Raw genomic sequence first — 24860 nt, 5'->3', positions numbered from 1 at the left:
GAACCTAACTAAATAAACATGAAGGATTACCAAACAAAAAAATATATGAAAAATCTCATACTGGTGATGTCACTGGTTTTGATGGGATTGACAGCCTGTAAAAAGGTGCATTACGAGTGGGAGGCCTATACTTATACGGCAGTCCCTATTGTAACCATCGATACCACAAAATCAGCGCTGCCTACACGGCAAACCGCTAAAGTTGCCTTTTTTAACCTGAAAGACCCCAATTTGGCTGGCGAACAATTTTCGTTCGTGCTTAGCTCGGAAGCTTTGGGTACAAGCGGTGTAAAATCAATTGAAGTATACAGCAGTTTCAACAGGGCCGAAGCAAGTGTGCCGGCCTATCCAATTGTTATTTCTTATCCGGGTAACCAGTATCCAAACATCGCACAGTTTCCGCTTCCGAGCATAGTTGGTACTAATGATAAACTGTTTGATACGGCAACCGATTTGCCCAAAACGTACACATTTACTGCGGCACAACTGGCGTCTATAACAGGCATATCTCTAAATGATGTTAAGGTGAATGATTACTTTTTATTCAAGTTTATTCTGAACCTGAATGATGGCCGTAGGATAGTTACCTTCTTTAATAACATTGTTGATGAAGCGCGGGGCGAACCCGGCGATTGCCGTACCGGTGCAAGGTTTAAAAGCCAGTAACCGGCAGTAACCAATTTAAAAACCTGTAACATAAGTTGCGGGTAAATAGAAGTTAAACCCGTAAAAAAGCTAACATGAGCATGAACAAAAAATATATAATAAAAGCAGTAATGCTTTTATTACTAACGCTTGCTGTGCCAAAATTATACGCGCAGGAAGACACGCCGGAGGTAAAAAAAACAGTTATTGCCGGTAAACAGTACAGCCAGGAGGTGAGTGCTATTGCAGGCAAATCTGTTGTAAAAAAGGCGCTGCAAACCATTGTTGATCTACAACCGCAAACCCTGGCCGATCATATCCTGCTTACCGAAATACCCGCGCCACCGTATAAGGAAACCGTAAGAGCCAAAAAGTTTGCCGAGATGCTAAAAGCCGCCGGAGCAGATTCTGTATGGACTGATACGGCCGGCAATGTAATAGCCAAGGTTAAAGGTCGTAAGGGCAAAAAAACAGTGGCGTTGGAAGGACACATGGATACCGTTTTCCCCGAAGGAACCGACGTTAAGATAGCGCACAAGGGCGATACGCTATATGCTCCGGGCATATCTGACGATACCAGGGCGCTTGCCGTAGTACTCACCGTACTTAAAGCAATGAAAAAGAACGAAATAAAAACCGATGCCGACCTCCTGTTCATAGGCGCAGTTGGGGAAGAAGGCCAGGGTAATCTGCGTGGAGTACGAAACCTTTTCAGTAGTTCGGGGCCGGGTAAAATAGATTCGTACATCGCCATTGACGGTACCAGTGTTGACAGGGTTGTTCACCGGGGTTTAGGCTCGCACCGTTACCGTATTACATTTAAAGGTTTGGGGGGGCATTCATCAGGTGCGTTTGGCTTGGCCAACCCGCACAATGCCTTAGCCCGCGCTATTCATTACTGGGTTTTGGATGCCGATAAATTTACCCGCGAAAAAGGTGTAAGAGTTACTTACAACGTTGGCGTAATTGGCGGCGGAACGTCTGTTAACTCCATCCCCTTTGAGTCATGGATGGAGGTTGATATGCGGTCTGAAAGTCAGGAGCGCCTGGTGGGGATAGATAAGATGCTGCAGGATGCCGTTCAAAAGGCACTGGCAGAGGAGAACCAGATGAAACGCCTCGGCCCTAATCTTACCGTTGATGTGAAACTGATTGGCGAACGCCCTTCGGGTATGGAAGACCCCAGCATTCCATTTGTGCAGCGGGCCATTGCTACCGCGAGCTTTTTACAAGCCTCTCCCAGTCTGGGGGTAGGTTCAACCAACTCTAATATTCCTATTTCAAAAGGTATCCCGGCAGTTACTATCGGCAGTGGGGGCAAATCGGGCGGCGCCCATGCTTTGGGCGAATGGTGGCTTGATGATAAACGGGCTTATGTAGCCACACAAAGGGCCATGTTACTATTGCTTACCGAAGCAGGTATGTCAAAATAAATCAGGAACTAAACACTATTAAAAAATAAACCATGATCAAAAAACTTAACCGGATGCTTGTTTTACCCACGCTGTTTTACGCGTCGGTATTGCAGGCACAAACAGTTCCTTCACCAAAGGAACACTTTGGTTTTAATATTGGAGATGATTACCAGTTGGCAAATTATACGCAAACGGAGGCGTATTTTAAAAAGTTGGCTGCCTCTGACCGTGCACGATTAGTGGATATCGGCATGACAGAAGAAGGAAGGCATCAATATATGCTCATCGTTTCATCACCCGAAAACTTGAAAAAGCTTGATCATTACAAGGATATCTCTCAAAAGCTGGCCCATGCCGATGCGCTTACTGATGAGCAGGCTAAGAGCCTCGCTGCCGAAGGAAAATCAGTAATATGGATTGACGGCGGTTTGCATGCTACTGAAGTGGTTGGCGCACATCAGCTTATTGAAACCATGTGGCAGCTGGTAAGCCGTACCGATGCCGAAACCATGAACATCCTCAACAATGATATTATTCTGTTGGCACATGCCAATCCCGACGGGCAGGAGCTGGTATCAAACTGGTACATGGGCGAAAAAGATCCTAAAAAACGCAATACCAACGTACCCCGTCTTTGGCAAAAATACGTTGGGCATGATAACAACCGCGATTTCTACATGATGAACATGAAGGAAAGTCAGAACATCAGCAGGCAGCTGTTTGTAGAATGGATTCCGCAGATCATGTACAACCACCACCAGCGCGGTCCGGCAGGTTCAGTACTGGCCGGTCCACCCTATCGCGACCCCTTTAATTATGTGTTCGACCCATTGATCGTGACCAGTATTGATGCAGTTGGCGCTGCCATGAACAACAGGCTTAATGTAGAGGGTAAACCAGGATATACACAACGTGCAGGGTCACAGTTCTCAACCTGGTGGAATGGTGGTTTACGCACTACCCCCTATTTTCATAACATGGTTGGCTTACTTACCGAGATCATCGGAAACCCAACCCCCGAAACCGTGGCTTTGGTTCCGGAGCGTCTGATTCCGAATGGGGCAACTCCAAATCCTATTGTTCCGCAAACATGGCACTTTCGTCAATCTATAGATTACTCGGTATCCTTAAACTACGCGGTGCTTGATTACGCTGCACGTTACCGCAGCGAATTACTATACAATATTTATCGTATGGGTAAAAACTCCATTGAGCGCGGCAGCACCGACCACTGGACGTTTTATCCAAAGTATATTGATTCTATAAACATGGCTTATAAGAAAGAAAAGAAGCCATCAAAAAAGGACAGCGTAGGTGGTGCGAATTCATCGGGCGAGTTTGCTTTTGGCAGGGAAGGCGATATCCCGGCAAAATATTATGACCAGGTGCTGAAAGACCCCAAGAACAGGGATGCGAGGGCTTATATTATCCCGGCAGATCAAACCGATTTTCCAACTGCCGTTAAGTTTATCAATGCCTTGCTTTTATCGGGCATCCAGGTTCAGAAGGCAACTACCGACTTCAGCGTGGCAGGCAAAAATTATCCGGCGGGCTCCTACGTCGTTAAAACAGATCAGGCTTTCCGTCCGCATGTGATTGATATGTTTGAACCACAGGACCATCCAAATGATTTTCAATACGAGGGCGGCCCGCCAATTAAACCTTATGACGCTGCCGGCTGGACACTGGCATTCCAAATGGGCGTTAACTTTGATCGCATGACCGAAGGTTTTAACGGACCGTTTGAAAAAGTGCCTTACGGTAGTTTGCAATCGCCTCCTTCATTAAATCTTACTACGAATGCAAAGGCTGGTTATCTGATAAGCCCGTCCATCAACAATGGTTTTATAACGGTAAATGATTTGCTTAAAGCGGGTGCCAAGGTTTACCGTTTACCAAACGGTGTTACAGGCATGCCCGAAGACGGGCCAGGTACTTTTTATATTCCGGCATCCGTCGAGGCAAAAACGATACTCGCTAAAGAAACCAAAAGCCTGGGCCTCAAAGTTACGGGCGTAGAGAAAGCCCCTGCAGGGGGCGTTAAAATTTTTCCAACGCGTATCGGGGTCTGGAATACCTATGGTGGCTCTATCCCGTCGGGCTGGGTACGCTGGTTAATGGAGCAATATCACTATAACGCGCAAATCATTTATCCGCAAGAGATTGACGCGGGTGACCTTCGTAAAAAATACGACGTACTGATCTTTGTAACCGGCGCTATTCCTCCGCTTGGCAAGGGAGGCGATGTTTCCGAATTTCGTAACAAGCAGCCATCTGCCGATTCGGTAGCGGCAGAATTCCGCCCATGGATTGGTAAGATCACGGCCGAGAAATCCATTCCTCAGCTTAAAAAATTTATGGAAAGTGGCGGCAGTATAGTAACTATTGGTACCAGCACCAATTTAGCCTATCATTTAGGCTTGCCTGTACACAATGCTTTAGTAGTAAATGGAGCCGATGGTAAAGAGCGCCCCATATCCGCATTAAAATACTATATACCAGGTAGTTTGCTAAGCACTCGCTTTGAAACTTCAGAGCCCGCCAATTATGGTATGCCTGCAGAAAATGACGTTGATTTTGACCGGAGCCCGGTATTTAAACTGGATGCTGATGCTGATTCAAAAGGAGTAAAACGCCTGGCGTGGTTTGATACCGATAAGCCATTGCACAGCGGTTGGGCATGGGGGCAAGCTTATTTGAAAGATGGTGTGGCTGCTTTTATAGCGCCTGTTGGTGCTGGTAAATTATATGCTTTCGGACCCGAAATTACCTTCCGCGGCCAGTCGCAAAGTACATTTCGGTTATTATTTAACCAACTGTATTTCAGCAAATGATGCAAACAAAATTATATTGATGATTTAACAAAATATCAAAACTTTTTTTCATGCTTAAAAGAATCATATTGCTTAGTTTTTTCTCGGGCGTTGTGTTTATAGGCTTTGCACAGAGAAACACGGAGAAAGAAAAAATCATAGCATCCATACAAAGTAAGGAAGCAAACTATGCTAACATAGCTCATCAGATCTGGACATATGCAGAGCCGGGGTACCTGGAAATAAAAAGTTCCGCTTTGCTTCAGGACCAACTAAAAAATGCCGGGTTTGATATAAGAGCAGGTGTTGCTGAAATCCCTACCGCATTTGTGGCTTCTTATGGCAGCGGCGAGCCTGTTATTGGTATTCTGGCAGAGTTTGATGCATTGCCCGGTTTATCTAATATAGACCAACCCGAGCAAAAAGCATTGGTTAGTGGTGCAGCAGGACACGGTTGCGGCCATAATTTATTCGGCACAGCATCTGTGGCAGCAGCTATCGCGATTAAGGACTGGCTTAAAAATTCAGGTACAAAAGGAACTATTCGTTTATATGGCTGCCCTGCTGAGGAGGGTGGATCAGGCAAAGTGTACATGGTAAGGGCCAGGCTTTTTAATGATGTAAACGCTGTGCTGCACTGGCATCCGGGTAATGAAAACTCGGCGGCCATTGAACCATGGCTTGCTAATAAAAATGCTAAGTTCAGGTTTTACGGGGTTGCTTCACATGCATCGGGAGCACCCGAAAAAGGGCGGTCGGCATTGGATGCTGTTGAAGCAATGGATAACATGGTGAACATGATGCGTGAGCATATCCCTTCAGATACAAGAATCCATTACGTAATTACGCATGGCGGGGAAGCGCCTAATGTGGTGCCTGCTTTTGCTGAGGTTTATTATTATGTACGGAATCCTGAAATGCAAACCGTTAAAGAGATTTGGGAACAGGTGGTAAAAGCAGCCGAAGGAGCAGCTTTGGGCACCGGAACCCGGATGGATTATGAGGTAATTGGTGGTGTGTATAATATGCTGCCAAATTTAACCTTATCCAAAGTGATGGATAATAATCTGCGGCTTGTAAATGGATTTACATATACCGAATCAGAAAAACAGTTTGCTGAAAAAATACAGGCCACCTTAACGGGTAATAATAAAACCATTCCTTTAGCAGAAACCGAAAAAATTAAACCCTTTAGTGTTTCAACCGAAGCGGGAGGGGCCTCTTCGGACGTAGGCGATGTAAGCTGGACTGTTCCTACCGCTGGTTTTATTGCAGCAACATTTGTACCCGGTTCATCAGGCCACAGTTGGCAAAATGTGGCGGCGGCGGGTAGTACTATTGGCACCAAAGGAATGATGGTGGCTGCTAAAACCCTGGCTCTTTCGGCATATGACCTGTTTAAAGACCCAGAACTGGTGAAGAAAGCCAACGCAGAACTGGCTGATAAAAGAGGTACAGATTTTAAGTATGATGCTATGCTTGGTAATAGAAAACCGGCATTGGACTATCGTAAATGATTTATTTAAAATAATTAATTACCATGGTATACAACTAAAACTTATCTTATGAAAATAAAAAATTGTTATGCTATCGTTGCATTGTTATGCCTGTGGGTTTCTATTGCGGCAGCACAAACCATACCATCTCCAAAAAGCTTTTTTGGTTTTAATATTGGCGATGATTATCAGCTAACCAATTATGCCAAATCTGCGGAGTACTTTAAAAAGCTGGCCGCGGCATCTAACCGCACCAAACTGGTAGATATTGGCCTTACCGAAGAGGGGCGCCATCAGTATATGATGATCATATCGTCGCCGGCTAACATCAAAAATCTTGCTCAATACAAGGATATTTCACAAAAACTGGCGCGGGCCGAGGGCTTGTCTGACCAGCAGGCGCGGGCACTGGCCGCTAAAGGCAAGGCCGTTGTTTGGATTGACGGCGGCCTGCATGCTACAGAAGTTGTAGGCGCGCATCAGTTAATAGAAACCACGTATCAGCTCATCAGTCGTAAAGACCCGGAAACTATGCGGATACTGGATAACGTGATTATCCTGATGACGCATGCCAACCCTGATGGAATGGAGCTTGTATCAAACTGGTATATGAAGGATAGCGATCCTAAAAAGCGCAACCTCAATATCCCACGCCTGTATGAAAAATACATCGGGCATGATAACAACCGCGATTTTTACATGATGAATACTAAGGAAAGTACTAATATGAACCATCAGCTGTTTTTGGAATGGTTCCCTCAAATTATGTACAATCATCATCAAAGAGGACCGGAAGGTTCGGTACTTGCTGGCCCTCCCTACCGCGATCCGTTCAACTACGTTTTTGATCCGTTAATGATAACCGGGATAGACGCGCTTGGAGCAGCTATGTACAGCAGGCTTAATACCGAAAACAAGCCGGGTTATACAAGGCTCACCGGTTCAAGCTTTTCTACCTGGTACAATGGTGGTTTGCGCACCACCACACAATTCCATAATATGATCGGTTTGCTTACCGAAATTATTGGAGGCCCGACTCCCGAGAATATCCCGGTTGTACCGCAACGCCTTATCCCCAACGGGGCTACGCCAAACCCGGTTTTACCGCAGAGTGTATGGCATTTTCGCCAGTCGATAGATTATTCTGTATCGCTTAATTACGCGGTACTTGATTATGCCGCACGCCAGCACGATGAGGTGCTTTTCAATATTTACCGTATGGGTAAAAACGCAATTGAAAGAGGCAATGAAGACCACTGGACACTATCGCCAAAACGCTCAGAAGCTATTACGAAGGCCTATAAAAGTGATCAGAAAGATACAAGCAAACGAGCTGGTGCAAGCGCTGGAGAAGGTAACCCCGATGACCCGATGGGCTGGAGCACAAGAGGTAACAATATCCCTATAAAATACTACGATTCGGTGTTGAAAAACCCGGAGCTTCGCGATCCGAGAGGTTATATCCTACCTGCCGATCAGCCCGATTTCCCAACCGCTACAAAGTTTATTAACGCGTTGATCAAGGCCGGCATTCAGGTTAATAAAGCGACAGCAGAATTTACCGTAGCCGGCAAAAAATATCCGGCAGGCTCCTATATCGTAAAAACCGCCCAGGCGTTTCGTCCGCATGTGCTGGATATGTTTGAGCCGCAGGATCACCCAAATGACTTTCTTTATCCGGGCGGCCCGCCAATTAAACCTTATGATGCTGCCGGATGGACGCTGGCGTTTCAAATGGGGGTTCATTTTGATCGTATCCTTGATAATTTTAATGGACCATTTCAGCGTATTCCATACGGGCAATTGCAATCACCGGCAAAACAAACGATTGCCGTAACTCCGGGAGCAGGTTATTTACTAAGCTCACAGATAAATAATGCATTCATTGCCGTTAATGATTTACTTAAAGCAGGGGTTGAAGTTTACCGTTTACCTAAAGGTGCGGCAGGTATGTCAGAAACCGGAACTTTCTTTGTGCCGGCCAGGGGCAATGCCAAAGCGGTGTTGGCTAAAGCTGCAGATAAACTGGGCGTAAAAGCTACAGGAATAGCCCAGCGCCCCGCCAATGCTGTTAAAATATCATCAATGCGTATTGCGCTTTGGGATATGTATGGCGGCTCGATACCTTCAGGTTGGATCCGCTGGATCATGGAGCAATACCATTTTGCGTATGATGTGGTCTATCCGCAGGATGTGGATGCGGGTAACCTGCACAGCAAATATGATGTGATCATATTTGTAACAAGGGGCATACCCCCAATTGGCGGAGAAAGGATAAACAGGAACAGCTTATTTGGTGACCGTGAACCCAAACCGGAAGACACACCGGCAGAATTCAAAAACAGGCTGGGTAAAATAACTGCCGAAAAATCAATCCCACAGCTTAAAGCTTTCCTGGAAGACGGTGGCTCAATAGTGACCATCGGGAGCAGCACAAACCTGGCCTATCATCTTGGTTTGCCTGTTCATAACGCCCTTGTTGAAAAGAACAGTAAAAATGAAGACAAGCCATTGCCCGGAACCAAGTACTATGTACCAGGCAGTATCCTGAGCGTAACTGTTGACCCAACTATACCCGCCGCCTGGGGAATGAACAATGTTGCAGACATTGATTTTGACAACAGCCAGGTTTTCAAACTGGATAGTAATGCTGCCGAAAAAGGGGTTAGACCTATTGCCTGGTTTGCTACAGACAAACCGCTTAGGAGCGGCTGGGCATGGGGACAGAGTTATTTAAAAGATGGTGTTGCCGCCTTTGTTGCTCCCGTTGGTAAAGGTGAGCTGTATGCCTTCGGTCCCGAAATAACTTTCCGTGCACAATCGCACGGTACGTTTAAATTACTTTTTAATCAGTTGTACTCCACCAGTAAATAAAATCATAGTTATAGATCCTTACATGTTTCTGAAATGCCCGGTTATGCCGGGCATTTGTAGCAAATACAAACTTCGCCTTAAAATTAATGTGCCCTACCCTGTTCGCTATCGGCACCGCCGGTATCGCGTTTGGCCGGTACATTGGTTAATCTCCCAAAACTATAGGTAAATGAGAGGGTTGCCACCTGCGTGTCTACAAAGTTGTGATAGGTTGCGGTAGCGCCCACAATATTGGTAATAGTACCGCTTGGACTAAACGATTTAAATACATCCCGCACATTGAGCTTGATTGAACCCTTATTGTTTAATACTTTTTTCTGAACAGCAGCATTGAGCATGCCTGTAGGTATTGAAACAAACTGGCCGTAAGTGCCACTGGTATTAAACCAACCACTTAATTCAGCGTTCCATGTTTTTGATAAAGTGAACTGATTATTACCATTGGCGCTAAACGTATTTTTTGACTGATGAAGGTAGCCTGTGTAGAATTCGCCCTGGTAGGTATTGTTATATACTTCGGCGTACAGGTTTACCGTCCACCATTTGGCAGGCTGCAAATTGGTATTGACTGAAAAATCCAGTGTTTTCTGTTGCCCTATGTTGCCTGTAGTACTAACAAACACATTGCCGTCTTTATGAATGGTTTCATTTTGAACGTCGGTTGTATAATTATAAGCAACCGCTACAGTAAACAAGCTTTTATAACTATAGGCCAGTTTATAATTATCCGTAAACTGCGGTTTCAGGAACGGATTGCCGGAGAAATAAGTAAACTTGTCTACAAAGAAGGTAAATGGGTTTAAGCTTCCGTAGTTTGGCCTGCCGATCCGGCGGCCGTAAGAAAGAACCAATACGTTGTGACCCGCGGTGTCCAAATTGTAGGAGAAATAGGCCGTTGGAAACAGGTTGGTATAATGTTTAACAAATGATGAATCGGCTTTTTGGGCATTTCCCAACTGATGTCCATCTCCGTTGGTATTTTCTAACCGTAGGCCGGTTTGCAATGAAAACCTGCCAAAGGTTTTATTGAAATTAACATACGCGGAGTTTATATTTTCTTTGTATAAAAACCGGTTGGTATTATTATAATCAATAACGTTTACATTGTCAATCACATTAAAGTAATTAGCGGCATTATCCGTATTTACATAACTGCTCTTAACACCGGCCTCCAGCTTTGCCTTGCCTTTAAGCGGGTGGGTATAATCAGCCTTGGCGGAGTAAATATTGATGGTAGAAGGCAAATTATCAGTCAGCGTTTGCGAATTTGTTAGAGTACCATCGGGCAAAAAAGTATTATTTACAAATAGCTGATTACTACCTGCGTCATTGTGAATATAATCCAGGTCGAATGTAAGCGCCCTGCCCGCGCTATCAAATTTATGAGTATAGTTTACATTAATACCCTTGCTGTTAAATTTATTTTTGGAAGTATTGAGGGTGTTAATGGTCGAATCCAGCTCGCCGCTTTTGCCATATAACAAGCTGTATACCGGGCTGCTGTCGTGATCGTTTGACAGGTTGCCGGTAAATACTATACCCCAGGTTGTTTTTGGCGATATAAAATAATCTAATCCTGCCTTGATATTGGTATTATTGCTTGAAGGCCTGAAATAGGAAATATCCTGCAGAGATGAGGTAGGCTCTCCGTTTGTATCAAAATAATTCCTGTCTATCTCGAGCCTTCTGAAAGTTTTCTGTTTGTTGTAAGCAACGTTTGCAAAAAAATTAATTTTATCTATACGGTAATTAAAGTTGATGCTTTCATCCATGCGGCCATAAAAACCCTGGGCAAAATTCGCTGATACTACCGCATTAAAACCCCTGGTAGTATTTTTTTTAGTTTTGATATTGATTACGCCCGCGTTGCCTGCAGCATCATATTTAGCCGGCGGATTATCCATCAGCTCTATCTGATCCAACGACGAAGATGGCAGGGAACGCAGGTAAGTTGCCAGGTTTGCCGCCGAAAGATAGGTAGGTTTATCATCAATCATTACCAATACACCGCTCTTCCCCTTAAAGGTAATATTGCCATCTGCATCTATCTGTACACCGGGGCTTTTGGCAAGCACTTCCAGTGCGTTGGCACCAGTATTGGATATCAGTGCCCCAACATTAACTACTGTGCGGTCAATCTTTTGTTGTACATACGATTTTTGAGCTGTTACGGCTACCTCATTCAATTTTTTCCCGGCCAGCGATAAATTGAATGGCAATAAACTGACCGCCTTTTGTTGAGTAACAATTACAGGACCGCTTTGATAATTTTTATAGCCTATATAAGTTACTTTAATGATATAAGTATTATCTATTAGGTTTTGAAAAATGAAACTGCCATCCGGATTGGCCAGTTTGGTACCTGTTACTGACGAGTCTTTTGCTGTAAGTAAAATCACAGTTGCCCCATCGAGCGGCTTCTTAGCATCATCTAAGACCACTCCCGAAATTTTACCATTTTTTGTTTGAGCATTAGCACGGTTGAATAGAAATATTGAGAATAAGGTTAAAAAAAACACTTGTGGTAGTTTCATAACTATATGACATCGATTTTACTCATGTCGTTACACATTGACCACTTTTTTAACAAAAAAGTAATATTAACAATTATAAAGCTTACCTTATTCTAAACCACCTGGCAGTTCATGAATTGTAATTGCGAACTTTGTTTATATCAGGGTGCGGATTATTTGGAACAATACATATAGTTGATTCACAAATTCAAATTAAGCTACACATGCACGAAAACTTACTACTTTGCCTGGGACTAATCATCAGCGTTTTATTTTTAGTTTTGATTGCAAGGCGTTTGGATATACCCTATCCTATTTTTCTGGTTATAGCCGGACTCGTGCTCGGATTTATACCAGGAATTCCTGGTATCCATATTGATCCCAATCTCGTATTCCTACTTATTCTGCCTCCCATTCTTTTCGATGCGGCCCAAAATACATCAACTAAGGCATTGTGGAAATGGCGGCGCATAATCACCGTTATGGCGCTTGGTTATGTAATGCTTACATCAACAGTGGTGGCATTAGTATCTTGCTGGCTCATTCCGGGATTCACCCTTGCTCAGGGTTTTCTTTTGGGTGCAATCATTTCTCCGCCCGACGCAGCCGCAGCAACCTCTGTGTTACAGCATGTGCGTTTGCCCAAAGGGCTCGTAGCTATTCTTGAAGGAGAAAGCTTGCTCAATGACGCAACCAGCTTAACAATATTCAGGTTTGCCCTTGCAGCAATAGTTAGCAATAACTTTGTCTGGTATCATGCAATCGGCAATTTTTCGCTCGTAGTTGTATCGGGAATAGCGATCGGCTTATTTTTTGGACTGGCTTTTTATGCAATTTATAAATGGTTACCAACAACACCAAATATGGATATCGCACTTTCATTCGTATTACCTTATCTAATTTATCTTAGTGCAGAGGCCGTTCATTCATCCGGCGTACTGGCAATTGTTTCCGGAGGGGTGTTTATAGCTTATCAAAATCACTTTATTTTTGCGCACACCAGCCGGCTAAAATCTAATGCAGTATGGCCAGCTGTAGTTTTTATATTGAACGCTGTTATTTTCTTTCTGATAGGGCTGCAGCTCCCTGACATTATGCAGGGAATAAAAAACTTTCCGCTTTCTCAAGCGCTATTCATCGCTATAGCTATTTCGGCAATTATTATTGTGGTTAGGCTTATTGCCGGTTATATATCATCAATATTCACCACTTTCATCAGCAAATATATAACGGTAGCGGTAAGCCATCCAGGCTGGCGAAACCCAATGATAATCAGCTGGGCTGGTATGCGTGGTGTTGTATCTCTGGCATCTGCGCTATCGATACCCTTAATGTTACCGGGTGGGCAGCCTTTTCCATATAGAAGCCTCATCCTATTTATCACCTTTACGGTTATTATTGTTACACTTGTTGGGCAGGGCTTAGCCTTTCCGTGGGTTATACGTATGTTGCGACCGGAAACCCTTCCCGGCGAAAAACAGGATCAGCAGCAATTATTAGAGATTGAACAACGTCTTTTTTCAGCCGCTATTGATGAGCTAAAGTCAAAATATCCAAAAGATGTTGAGGAGAATGGCATGATTAAAAACAGGATGGACCTCTTAGTTTTCAAAAATGGCGTGTACGAGAACCTTGGTGACGATGATGGAAAAAAAGCTACAGCGGTAGCTATGATCAAAAGATATAAAAAAGTAATGATGCAAATTGCTGAACATGAGCGCAAACAACTGCATGTTTTCCGCCGTAAAGCGGAGTTTGACGATGACGTTATCCGTATAATTGAAAGGCGACTGGATTTGGATGAAGAGCGACTGGAAGATAATATTGATTAACTTTTGTGCCGTGGCTGGCTCGTTTATTTATCGATATTATTCATGCAGTACCAAAATAGCCTTTACAGAACGGTTCATGATCTGGTTAACGGTACTCCGGTTAAACAAACGGTAAATAATATTGTGGTGATGTTTAACCAGGCACAGGATATCCGTTTCATTATTTTCGATAAATTCCATGATACCGCTGAATGGGCTACTGTCTTTCAGGTAATTAAACATAAGTTCGGTGTGAGGAATGAGTTCTTTCAGCCGGGCCTCCCCTGTTTGAATATGTTTAGCATCTGAATTTTCTTCCACATATAATACCTGCATTTGTTTGGCACGGAATGCTTTGATCATTTCGTTGAGTGCGGTTACATCGTTGGGAGATAGCTTTGTTTCATAATCTGTAGCCAGCGTAATAACCGGAACATCCGGAAACCGGCTCTCCAGGGGAATGATCAAGGTTGGCGTTTTTACTTTAGTAACCATCATACTGGCGTTACTGCCTACAATTCCGCTCAGGCCCGTAGCACCAGTGATTCCCATAGTTAACAGTTCCACAGCGTGGTTGTCGATATAATTGGTTATAACCGTTTTTAAAAAGCCCACATCGCAAAGCGTGGTAACTTCTACATTCTTAAATTCTTCTTTAACTGTATAAACCGATGCCCAATCCCTTAACGCTTCTCTTTTATTACGGTAGTAATCTTCAATAAAAATGGCATTATATGTACTGTTATTAATGCCTTCTGTAGGGTGAATGGCATGAATAGCGCATACTTCTAATTTCAGCAATACAGCGAGCGACATGGCATATTCCATTGCATTTGCAGCGCTGGGTGAAAAATCAGTGGCAACCAGGATCTGTTTCATTTTTAATAGTTAGATGTTATATAAACAAATGAAATAACATAAACAGTAACATAGCTAAAATAATTGATACGGGCAATGTTAATACCCATGCCAGTGCGATGTTTTTCAGGGTGTTATTATTAAGGTTGCCTTTGCCTCCTGAAGCCACCATGGCGCCGGCGATACCACTGGATAAAACGTGTGTTGTACTTACCGGCAGACCAAATGCAGTACTCAGGCCGATAGTAGAAGCGGCAATTACTTCTGAGGTTGCACCCTGGGCATAGTTCAGGTGTTCATTGCCAATTTTTTCACCAATAGTCACTACAATCCTTTTCCACCCAATCATGGTACCCAGCCCGAGCGAAAAGGATATGATGGCAATCACCCATATCGGTGCAAAATCAGTTACATGTTCCAGCTCATTGGCGGCAGATGTAAGTATTTCTTTTTCATGTCCGGATAACATCACCCGGTTATCTTTTAACAGTTCCCTGATATCTTTAACTACGCCTTCCACCTGTTTACGGTAACGATAGGTTTTAGCCACTTCTTTCTCGTTCTTTTCTGCCAGGGATGCTTTCATTTGATTGACCGCTGCGACAAGTTTCATTAACACTGTTTTTTTATCAGTATTATTATGGAGTTTGTTACCAATTACCTGTTCTGTTTGATTCAGTGCGGCTGTTACCTTGTCCTTAGGAACAGCATGATTGACAGCAAAACGGGCGGGCAGGAAAGCAATCAGGATAAGCATGAACAAGCCCACTCCTTTTTGCCCGTCATTACTGCCATGAAAAAAGCTGACCAATGTACAGGTGGTGATCAATAGCAACCGGATGTGTATAGGCGGCCGGTCATTTTCACCTGATGGAATATGGAAAAGGGCATGTGATTTGGTTACATGTTTCAGGAACAACATTAGTAAAGCGGCTGCACCAAAGCCAATAATTGGCGATAGGATGAGTGACGAACCGATTTCTTCTGCCTTTTCCCAATTCACTCCAGGCCCATTATAATACCAGGTAAAAGCCAGGCCCGCACCTATCATTGCACCTATCATAGTATGTGAGCTGGAACAAGGAATGCCCAGGTACCAGGTACCAAGGTTCCAGATGATGGAAGCTAACAGTACTGACAAAACAAGGCAGGCTCCTATACTAACAGGAAGGGTCATCAATGTGTCGAGTGGCACAAGCTTCAAAATACCCATGGCAACAGTAACGCCGCCCAGGAAAACACCTAAAAAATTCCATGCGCCCGACCATGGTATTGCGTGTACCGGTTTGAGTGCTTTGGTATAAATCACAGTAGCAACAGCATTAGCTGTATCGTGAAATCCGTTTACAAATTCAAACCCGATGACTGACAGGATACAGAGAATAAAAACTGCCACAAGGTAACCGCTTAGATCAACCTGGCCTATAAAGGGAAAGATAACCGCGATGAATGAATGATGCATAGAACAACGTTTGTGACACCAGGTTTGTATAACCTGCTGCCTGCATCTCAAATAACAGCTTCTCAGGTTGCTTTAAAGCAAAATCCAAGTTAATATATTATTACCTTATTGCTTAAACTTAAATAGGTGTATTACCAAAAACCCTTGCTCATATGAAAGAGAATTTACTTTATATACTATTGTGGAATTTTCCTTCATCTTTTAGGGTTTATTTCCCGGAAGTACCTTTTAAATCCTCTTGTTGTAATTATCAATAAACCACTTTAAAGCGAGATTTCGATTTGATTTTTTGTAAGCCAAAACTACTTCTGTACTGACAGGGATATCCGCCAGTTCAATAAACGATAACTTCAGATAGTCATATTGTTGCCTGAGCGATAATGGTAAAATGGAAACTCCCAGCCCGGCTTCTACTAACTGTAAAATAGAGTTTACATTGTTGGCCTCATGGACAATGTCTGGCTTAAAACCCATGCGGTTACATATCTCAATCAGCTTGTCATTATAGTGAGGGGCATATTCTTTGTTATAAAAAATGAATGGCTTATCTTTTATAACGAGGGCGAGTTCTTCTGTATTATTGACTTTTTTATATTGATTACTCATAACCACCATAAACGGGTCAAAAAACAATGTTTGCAGTTGCAGTTTATCAGAATGTACCGGGGCTCTTAGTATCCCTACATCCAGCGTGCCCTGTTCAAGTGATTCAATTTGTTTAATGGTGGGACGCTCATATAAACTTGTTTTTATGTACGGAAATGCCTCCCGCATAGCCTTCAAAACTACAGCCAGGTGGGGCTGATAAAGAGAACTTATATAACCTATAGCCAGTTCTCCGCTTTCGCCCAGGTGAATTTGTCTTGTCATGTTTTTACTCTCTTCAAGCCTGGCAAAAATGGCATCCACTTCCTGCTTAAAGTATTTGCCTGCGTCGGTTAATATAACCCTTTTATTGTTGCGCAGAAAAAGCTGTACCCCTAACTCTTCCTCTAACTCTTTAATCTGCCTGCTCAAAGGCGGCTGCGAGATAAAAAGGCTCGCTGCTGCTTTTCTGAAATGCAGCTGTTCGGCAACTGTTTTAAAATATTGCAAATGTCTTAATTCCATTCTTTGATACCTTATAAATATCAATAATTGATAAAATTGATATTTTTCAAATATCACAATATCAGATAGTTTTGACAAATCAAAATCAATACAATTATGGAAACAGATTATTCGCACAAAGCTACAAATGACGAGATCAGAGCAAGATTTGATAACGATGTTGATCGCTTTTCGAACCTCGACACTGGTCAGGCGACAACCATTGATGCGCCTTTAACTATGGAACTTTGCACAGAGGCTGCAAAATATATCAATCCAAATGCAAAAAACCTGCTCGATATTGGTTGCGGTGCGGGCAACTACACACTCAGAATGTTGAGCAAGATCAGCAATTTAAATTGTACATTAAATGATTTGAGTATGCCCATGCTGAGCAAAGCGCAGGAACGCGTAAGCTCACAAACGCTTGGCCAGGTTACCATTATACAGGACGATATGCGTAACCTCGATTTGCCGGATAATCATTTTGATATTATTTTGGCCGCCGCCACGTTGCATCACCTGCGTGATGATAATGATTGGGAGGCCGTTTTTACCAAAATATATAAAACCTTAAAACCCGGCGGCTGTATATGGATATCTGACTTGATAACCCATGATTCATTGCCGCTCAACAAGCTTTTTCATGATAAATATGCTGCTTATTTAGAAACGCTTGGAGGAGCAGAGTACAGGCGGAAAGTTTTAGATTACATAGCTCATGAAGATACTCCCCGTTCTGTAAATTATCAGACGAATTTGTTAAAAAAGGTTGGCTTTACCAATGTGGAAATACTGCATAAAAACTCTTACTTCGCCGCGTTTGGAGGTGTTAAAAACTAAAAGATCCCGGCTGGTTTAAAAACCAGCCGGACTAATCACACCATAGGAAGTGGCTTACGTGTATATGAGTGAAATTACCATTGGAGAGCGACTGGGAATTTATCGCGACTATCCGGTATCTAAGGGATGTACTTCGCCTTTTGCCCCCATCTGGATCAATGAAATGGTTAGGCGGCAGGGTTAATTTCTGCCACCTTCATTATCTATTTTTCATATTTCCAGAATCTGCCTTTACCCTCGGCTATCCATTCTATTGCTTCTTCCATTCTTTTTTGCCGCGTCGCGTCAGTTTTGGCATCACTTATCCAAATAATATAATCTTTGCGAAAAGAGTCAGATTTGCTTTCAAAAACGGCTTTAGCTTTTGCATTACCGGCCAGTTTTTCCGAAAAATAGTCCGGCATTTCAAGCACTTTGGGCTTATCAGATTTCGGCGCCATTACTTTTATTCCCTTTTCATTCAAAACCATGGCTTCCTTCAGCATCCCGATAAACTCCTCATCAGGTGGCAGATCAGACAACTTTGTAACTTTACCTAGAAAACGTTGAATGGGTTTCAACGTCTTACTATCTTTCAACCGGGCATCATTCATTAACTCCGCTTTTAAAAAAGTAAAAGAGCAATGGTTTTTATAGGAAGCTATCACACACATAAAATCTCCTTTATAGTCAAAATGCGGGAAACCCCATTTGATCGCTTCTACGACATCCGGGCAATTGTCATGAATAAGCTGTCGCCAGTGTTCTAAAACAGGTTTTGCAAAATCTGCAGATGTGGCTATGTACTCATCAACCTTTGGATCAAAGTTTTTCATATCTATCGGATCATCGGTAAATATTTTTTCCAGTTTTCACAGATTACCCACAGGTTTATGGCAAATAACGGCAAAGCAATGGGCAAACCAGAGGGTGCCACAATGCTATTTGTAAGTACAATACCTATCATAACCGGAAAAATTACAATTGCCCCTAATGCTCTTGTTTTGGGGATAATAAAGAGTACTCCACCCAAAATTTCGGCAAAGCCTATTAAAGGCATGAGCCAGCCTATTTCCATAAAAGCGGCTCCCATTTTTTGCATTTTCTCGGGCATGTCTGCAGGGACAGGCATATAATTCAGGAACTTATTTAACCCCGCATTAATAAACATCAAACCAAAAAGCAGGCTTAATACAAAAATAATTTTCTGTTTCATAAAGGCTTATTTGTTAAGAATCAATAACAGATCGTCTAATCTTTCGAGTGTTGAAGTCATTCCTTCCTGCATACCCATATTGATTACGGTTTCCAGATCTTTTAACGATTGATAGGTAACAACTGTTTCAACAACAGCATTAGCGCCCAGGTCAGTAAAAGTTACATCCCAGTTTGCACGAGGTAAATCGGGATTAACTTCCCCTTCATTATTGCAAAACGCGTCCAGGGCTGTGTAGTTGTCAATGGGATGAATGGTGAGGTAATCTGTACGGCCCCAGTACTCTGTACCGTTAGGTTCAACCATAGCATAAATCCAATGCCCGCCCTCGCGAAAATCCATTGATTTGGTTTTAGTGGTTAATGGCTTGGGCGCAAACCATTGATCGAGCAGTTCGCTTTTGGTATGAGCATCCCATACTAATTGACGGCCGGCAAGAAATTCCCGTTTGATGGTGAGCGTGTTTTTTTCCTTGTCTACAAGGAAGTCGAATTGCAGGTTATTTTTCATTTCCTTTTTTGTTTTGTATGGTTAGTAAAAAATCATCGAGCTGGTTATAACGGGTTTCCCATATTTTTCTGAACTGTTCTATCCACTTGTCTATCTCCTTTATTTTCTCCACTTCCAGCTGGTAATAGATCTCGCGCCCCTGGTACTCCTGTTTTACCAATTCACATTCTGTTAATATTTTCAAATGCCTGGAAATGGTTTGCCGGGTAGAGTTAAAATGTTCGGAAATGGCATTTGGTGTCATAGCCTGTATGGCAATGAGCGCAATAATTGCCCGCCGTGTAGGATCTGCTATGGCTTGAAAAACATCTCGTCTCATTGGTTTGATAATTATGAAGCTGATCAGTTGCAAATATATGTGCAGCCGATCAGCTTCGCAAATTTTTTCATGTTTTTCTTAAACTTGACGGCTCTAAACAGGTAACCTCAGCTCGTAGCGTGAACTTTGGGATGATCTCTGCCGCCACATATCAAAAGAAAAATGAAAACGATTTTTATAAGGGGCTCATTATTTCTTATCCTCTCCGGTTAACAATTTAAAGCGGGTATTTAGATCTTCATCCGGCGAAACCAATATGTTAGTCACGTGCATTGTTAACGTGGTTTCTTTTGGATATTTCCAAATTGCCTTTAAAATCACTGTAGTTGTATCATGTGCCGCCAATGAGATTTGGCCTAATGGATATTTTTCAATATTGTAGTCGCTTGCAGCTCTCACGTGAAACGGAACATCGCTGTTATTAAACAAATGCACTAGCAGAATAGGTTCGCCATTTCTTGTCTGCCTCTCGGTTGTAGCCTGCACTGCAGCTTTAAAAAACGCTTCCGCCTCAGTTGGTCTGGCAATGATATAGTCATCAAAATATAAAGCCGTGCGGCGTGATATTAAGGCTTCTTTAATTCCCTCAGTGGTTTTATCCTTTGCAAAAACAAGTGTCATGGGGCGATGCGTTTTTGCATATCGGGGATACATGTCATAATGTTCATCGGTATTGCACAGCATTGTCAGGTTATATTTCATGGCCAGCCGATGTGCAATGATATTATAAACGCCCGAGTTAACTACTTCGATACCCGACAGTATTTTTTTGTCCAGTAGTTCTTTATGAAATGAAGTAAATATTGCCGTATCTTTTTTATCCCACCAGGAATAACCGGGATGGTTATAGGAAACGAATGCGCCCTGCTTTTTGGCTTCAAGAAAAGGGGCCAATAATTCCTCATGGGTCATATTATCCTTCATGACAAACTGTTTCTTCCCGCTCTTCATATAGTTTATCGGCAATATGTTTGCATCAGTAAGAAACAAGGCATTGTTATGATAAGGTGGTACCCTTGGCGAAATTTCGACTCCTTTGATAATTAGCAGACCTTTATTTTTAGCAGCGTCTGTAGCTATTTCATATGATTTATTATAGTCTCTTTTTATTTCGTCCGGAAAGCCTTCAAAATCAATATGCTCGGTGATTGAAATAGCATCAAGTCCGTCCCGCAACGCTTCATTTACACGAAAAGATGGCCATACGTGTCCGTCAGAAAATACGGTGTGCATGTGAAAATCGCATTTTAGCGTTTTATAACCCGGTATATCGGGAAGAAAAACGTGCCTTTGAATATCTTCTTTTTCCTGTATCTGCGCGGATGTAGTGCGCATAAGCGTAAATAGTATCAGACATAGCATTATGATCTTTTTCATCGTTTGAAATTATTTTTATCAGTTGTTTAGTAATAGTTGGCAATTGTTGATTTTTTCTGCAGCAATCGTTCTATACAGGCAATGTTGACGAATTACCTGTACACAATTTATCTGCGTTCATTTAGTAGTATAGTCTGAAAAAGGAGTGTATTGTACTGTTAACAAATCACTATTATTATGTTAAGAGTTTGTGCGTAGGCTACTTAGAAGAGTGAATAAGTACGCTTTGGGTAGAGGATTTAAAGCTCGCTGAACTTCAGCGTGCATCTAAACGCTGTGTATAACGGTTGTTTTATATTTTAATGATCTTCCGTTTCTTTTGGAAAATACCGCTTTTATTTCAGCGATAATTGACAGTGCGATCTCTTCGGATGTTTCTGAGCCAATATCCAGACCGACAGGCCCGTGAATAGTTTCCAGGTTCCGTTCCGTTATAACGGTTCCGTTTTCCCCCAGTTCATCCAGCAGGCGTTCCAGTTTCTTCTTTGGCCCTAAAATTCCGATATAAGAAGGGTGTAAAGGCAAAAGCTCTTTCAGAAAAGCTATTTCATAATTATAGTTATGGGTCATCAGCACAAAGGCCGTCCACTCGCTTATTTCCAGGCTATCTAAAACTTTGTCAGGTTTGGCAATCAATAATTTTTTAACAGATGGGAAGCGCTCAGCAGTCGCATAATTGGGGCGCCCATCTACAATGGTGGTATTCCAACCTAATACAGCAGCAATCCTGATTAGTGGAATAGCATCATTACCGGCCCCAAGAACAACCAGGGAGATCAGCGGCTTAACACACTCTACAAATACGGTATAACCCCGGTAAGAAGTAATAGCTGAACTTTGGTTATCCAACACATTTTTTGCATCCTCCAGTAATTCATTTTTATAAGGCAAGCCATCCAATCCGTTGGAGATGATTTGATCATTACCCAAATACAAACAGGAACCCGGCTGTGACCTTTTCCTGTCTTCGATAGAAAAGGCAGTAATCAGTACGGAATAACCGTTTGAAGCTATAGCAGCCTTCAATAAAGTTATCGGATTTGTCTGTTTATCGTTTATAGGTTCAATCAGAATATGTATAATGCCATTACAGCCCAGGCCAACACCAAGCTTGGCGTCATCATCATCCATCGTGTCGTAAGTAACCAATAGTGGTTCCTGTTGCATGATGACCATCCTGGCTTTTCGCAAAGCGTCACCTTCAAGGCAGCCGCCGCTGATGGCGCCGGTTAATTGCCCGTCTTCCGTGATCAGCATCCTGGCACCGGCCTTGCGGTAAGCAGAACCTTCCACAAGCACCACAGTGGCCAGTGCGGTTTTCTTTTGCTCTTTTAAAGCTTTCTCGTAAGCCGCTACGATGTCTATAATTTCTTTCATCTTTGAACGGTTTACGAATTGAAAGTTTTTGATAACATACTATAAAGTACCTTGATATTATCTGGCTTAAACTGTATTTAAATTAAATGGTAGTTTTCTGATCCGTTTTCCTGTTAAATCATATATGGCATCAGTAAGGGCTGGTGCAAAAGGAGGTAGACCCGGCTCACCCACGCCTCCGGCATCCGCTGTATTTTCCATAATATGCACTTCAACAGGTGGCATGTCGCTCATACGCGGCATCAGATAGTCGTAAAAATTTTTTTGTTCTACTAACCCGTCTTTAAAAGTGATCTCATGAATGGTGGCCGCACCCAGCGCCATCAAAATGGAACCTTCAACCTGCGCCTTAATAATATCGGGGTTAACGTACCAGCCACAATCCATCACCGCCCAAACATGGTCGATCTTCACTTTCCCATCTGCTTTCCTGGAAACTTTTACAACGTGGCCTACTGTAGATTCGAAACACTCAGTTATGGCTACGCCGTATCCTTCGTTCTTTTTTTTGTTTTTCCAGTCCGATACTTCTTCTATTCTATTTATTAGCTGCTGGCAACGCTCATCTTTTAAATATTTCCTTCGGAAATCTAACTGATCTTGCCCTGCTAAAACAGCCATTTCGTTTATAAAACTTTCATAGGCAAAACCATTTGTTGAAGCATAAACCGAGCGCCACCACATATTGGGTAAAGGCATTTCGTACGGCACGTCTGCAAAACTGATATTTTTAACACTGTCAAAATAAGGTTTCAGGAAACCTTCTGTAGTGCTATCGTTTGCCTTATCCCTTTTGTCATTATTCCAATGATCTATATTTTGACCGGCCATTTTAAACTTCAAAGCGCTGATCTCGCCGTTTTCAATTGATCCTTCTCCCCTGTAAGAGATCCCGGCGCGATATGGGCCCTGGGTAATATCATCTTCCCTTGTCCACACTACCTGTACAGGTGCGCCTATTTGTTTGGAGATAGCAACAGCTTCTTGAGTATAGTCCAAAAAAGCTTTCCGCCCGAATCCCCCTCCTAAAAAGGTCATGTTCACAATTACCTTTTCTTTAGGCACCTTAAATTTATCGCTAATGTCGCCCTGTACCCAATCCGGGGCCTGTATCGGTCCCCAGATTTCTATTTTATCATTTTGATAATGGGCAACACAATTCAACGGCTCCATGGCAGCGTGCATCTGATAAGGTGTTTGATAAATCACATCTATCTTTTTACCGGCCTTTGCTAAAATCTGACTGGGTTCGCCCTGTTTTTTAAAAAAAAGTCCTTCCTCTTTTTTAAGTAATTCTTCATGGGCTTTATAAATATCACTGGTGTTTACATGCTCAAAACCACTGTCATCCCACTCAACATGTAAGGCTTTTCTGCCCTGCATAGCTGCCCATGTAGAATCAGCTACAACCGCAACGCCGTCACGTGTGGTATTAAAAACAAACATCTGCACCTTAAATACCTGTTTAACACCAGGAACTTTCAAGGCTGCAGAATCATCAAAGCTTTTTACTTTGCCACGTAACCTCGGATTGCGCTCGACAGAAGCGTAAAGCATCCCCGGCAATTTTTTATCTAAACCGAAGATAGCTTCCCCATTGGTTTTCAAAGGGGTATCCATCCGGGGCAAAGGTTTCCGGATCAGTTTATATTGGGATATTTCTTTAAGTTTAACTTCCTGAGGAGCCGGAAGCTTTGACGCCTCTGTTACCAGTTCTCCGTAATTCAATTTCTTTCCGGAGGGTTTGTGAATAACGTAGCCCGACTCGGCATAACATTCATTTGCAGGGACGTTCCATTGGTTTGCCGCTGCTGTAATCAACATTTCACGTGCTGTGGCGCTTAATTTCAGCAGGTTTTTATATGACCCTCTGACAGTGGAGCTTCCGCCGGTGATCTGACTTCCGAATTTTGTGGGGTTGCCTTGCGCAAAGATCACATTAATATCCTTCAGATTGACCTCCAGTTCTTCTGCGATGATCTGCGGTACAGACTGATAAGAACCCTGGCCCATTTCTGCACGATGGTCAGTTAAGGTAACTTTACCATCAGTATCAATACGGATCCAGGCATTAAATTCAAACCCGGTAGCTTCTGCTGCATCTGTGGTAGTCACTTTAGCTTCCTCAGCATTTAAAGGAAAATACAGCCCCACAAAAAGAGCGGTACCGGTAAGTCCGGCAGCTCTTAAAAAACTTCTTCTTGAAATATGGTTCATGGCTCCTCGTTTTAATTTTTACCTTTTGTAACCCTGTTTAAAATAT

18 protein-coding genes are annotated in these 24860 nt (G+C 42.8%); 7 read left to right on the top strand and 11 right to left on the bottom strand.

All coding sequences use genetic code 11. The annotated features are described in order from the left end of the window. The first annotated feature begins 45 nt into the window (after positions 1 to 45). The 5 genes from SNE25_RS07065 to SNE25_RS07045 all read left to right on the top strand — a co-directional run bounded on the left by SNE25_RS07065 (position 46) and on the right by SNE25_RS07045 (position 9243). A complete protein-coding gene (locus SNE25_RS07065; RefSeq protein ID WP_321564394.1) occupies positions 46 to 666 on the top strand; it encodes a hypothetical protein in 621 nt (206 codons plus the stop codon). A 74-nt stretch (positions 667 to 740) separates the two neighbouring features. Continuing rightward, positions 741 to 2078, top strand: a complete 1338-nt coding sequence (locus SNE25_RS07060) for a M20/M25/M40 family metallo-hydrolase (protein WP_321564393.1) — start codon at positions 741 to 743, stop codon at positions 2076 to 2078. A 32-nt stretch (positions 2079 to 2110) separates the two neighbouring features. Continuing rightward, a complete protein-coding gene (locus SNE25_RS07055) occupies positions 2111 to 4894 on the top strand; it encodes a M14 family metallopeptidase (RefSeq protein ID WP_321564392.1) in 2784 nt (927 codons plus the stop codon). A 50-nt stretch (positions 4895 to 4944) separates the two neighbouring features. After that, positions 4945 to 6390, top strand: a complete 1446-nt coding sequence (locus SNE25_RS07050) for an amidohydrolase (RefSeq protein WP_321564391.1) — start codon at positions 4945 to 4947, stop codon at positions 6388 to 6390. Positions 6391 to 6438: 48 nt separating this feature from the next. Then, positions 6439 to 9243, top strand: coding sequence for a M14 family metallopeptidase (locus SNE25_RS07045; RefSeq protein ID WP_321564390.1), 2805 nt, complete (start codon positions 6439 to 6441; stop codon positions 9241 to 9243). An 83-nt stretch (positions 9244 to 9326) separates the two neighbouring features. Here the strand turns inward: SNE25_RS07045 and SNE25_RS07040 are convergent, their stop codons facing one another. Beyond that, positions 9327 to 11777 carry an outer membrane beta-barrel protein gene (locus SNE25_RS07040; RefSeq protein WP_321564389.1) on the bottom strand — a complete coding sequence of 817 codons (2451 nt, stop codon included), beginning with the start codon at positions 11775 to 11777 and terminating at the stop codon, positions 9327 to 9329. Positions 11778 to 11980: 203 nt separating this feature from the next. Between SNE25_RS07040 and SNE25_RS07035 the strand changes: the two genes are divergently transcribed. Beyond that, positions 11981 to 13588, top strand: a complete 1608-nt coding sequence (locus SNE25_RS07035; RefSeq protein WP_321564388.1) for a Na+/H+ antiporter — start codon at positions 11981 to 11983, stop codon at positions 13586 to 13588. 36 nt (positions 13589 to 13624) lie between these two features. Here SNE25_RS07035 and SNE25_RS07030 read toward each other — a convergent pair whose 3' ends face one another. From SNE25_RS07030 to SNE25_RS07020, 3 genes are all read right to left on the bottom strand, one after another. Further along, positions 13625 to 14446 carry a universal stress protein gene (locus tag SNE25_RS07030; protein WP_321564387.1) on the bottom strand — a complete coding sequence of 274 codons (822 nt, stop codon included), beginning with the start codon at positions 14444 to 14446 and terminating at the stop codon, positions 13625 to 13627. 16 nt (positions 14447 to 14462) lie between these two features. Next, positions 14463 to 15887 (bottom strand): inorganic phosphate transporter, encoded by a 1425-nt coding sequence (locus SNE25_RS07025; RefSeq protein ID WP_321564386.1) that lies wholly within the window; start codon positions 15885 to 15887, stop codon positions 14463 to 14465. A 228-nt stretch (positions 15888 to 16115) separates the two neighbouring features. Next, positions 16116 to 16997: a LysR family transcriptional regulator gene (locus SNE25_RS07020; RefSeq protein ID WP_321564385.1), complete on the bottom strand. Its 882-nt coding sequence runs from the start codon at positions 16995 to 16997 to the stop codon at positions 16116 to 16118. Between the two features lie 96 nt (positions 16998 to 17093). On the opposite strand from SNE25_RS07020, the gene SNE25_RS07015 reads away from it, so the two are divergent. After that, entirely contained in the window at positions 17094 to 17819 is a 726-nt protein-coding gene (locus SNE25_RS07015; RefSeq protein ID WP_321564384.1) for a class I SAM-dependent methyltransferase, read from the top strand. 203 nt (positions 17820 to 18022) lie between these two features. On the opposite strand, the gene SNE25_RS07010 is transcribed toward SNE25_RS07015, so the two are convergent. The 7 genes from SNE25_RS07010 to SNE25_RS06980 all read right to left on the bottom strand — a co-directional run bounded on the left by SNE25_RS07010 (position 18023) and on the right by SNE25_RS06980 (position 24814). Further along, positions 18023 to 18634 carry a YdeI/OmpD-associated family protein gene (locus SNE25_RS07010; protein ID WP_321564383.1) on the bottom strand — a complete coding sequence of 204 codons (612 nt, stop codon included), beginning with the start codon at positions 18632 to 18634 and terminating at the stop codon, positions 18023 to 18025. Positions 18635 to 18636: 2 nt separating this feature from the next. Beyond that, complete coding sequence (locus tag SNE25_RS07005; protein WP_321564382.1) at positions 18637 to 19014, bottom strand: DoxX family membrane protein; 378 nt, start codon at positions 19012 to 19014, stop codon at positions 18637 to 18639. A gap of 6 nt (positions 19015 to 19020) precedes the next feature. Next, positions 19021 to 19524 (bottom strand): SRPBCC family protein, encoded by a 504-nt coding sequence (locus SNE25_RS07000; protein ID WP_321564381.1) that lies wholly within the window; start codon positions 19522 to 19524, stop codon positions 19021 to 19023. Beyond that, complete coding sequence (locus SNE25_RS06995; RefSeq protein WP_321564380.1) at positions 19514 to 19843, bottom strand: ArsR/SmtB family transcription factor; 330 nt, start codon at positions 19841 to 19843, stop codon at positions 19514 to 19516. The genes SNE25_RS07000 and SNE25_RS06995 overlap by 11 nt, the downstream gene beginning before the upstream one ends. 189 nt (positions 19844 to 20032) lie before the next feature. Beyond that, a complete protein-coding gene (locus SNE25_RS06990) occupies positions 20033 to 21220 on the bottom strand; it encodes an Sb-PDE family phosphodiesterase (protein WP_321564379.1) in 1188 nt (395 codons plus the stop codon). 267 nt (positions 21221 to 21487) lie between these two features. Further along, positions 21488 to 22597, bottom strand: coding sequence for an XdhC family protein (locus SNE25_RS06985; RefSeq protein ID WP_321564378.1), 1110 nt, complete (start codon positions 22595 to 22597; stop codon positions 21488 to 21490). 66 nt (positions 22598 to 22663) lie between these two features. Further along, positions 22664 to 24814: a molybdopterin cofactor-binding domain-containing protein gene (locus tag SNE25_RS06980; RefSeq protein WP_321564377.1), complete on the bottom strand. Its 2151-nt coding sequence runs from the start codon at positions 24812 to 24814 to the stop codon at positions 22664 to 22666. Positions 24815 to 24860: the final 46 nt, after the last annotated feature.

Origin of the sequence: Mucilaginibacter sabulilitoris (assembly GCF_034262375.1) — a bacterium.
In the GTDB taxonomy this organism is placed as follows: Bacteria; Bacteroidota; Bacteroidia; order Sphingobacteriales; family Sphingobacteriaceae; genus Mucilaginibacter; species Mucilaginibacter sabulilitoris.
The sequence above is the reverse complement of the archived record's forward strand: the minus strand, read 5'-3'. Positions and strand labels throughout refer to the sequence as shown.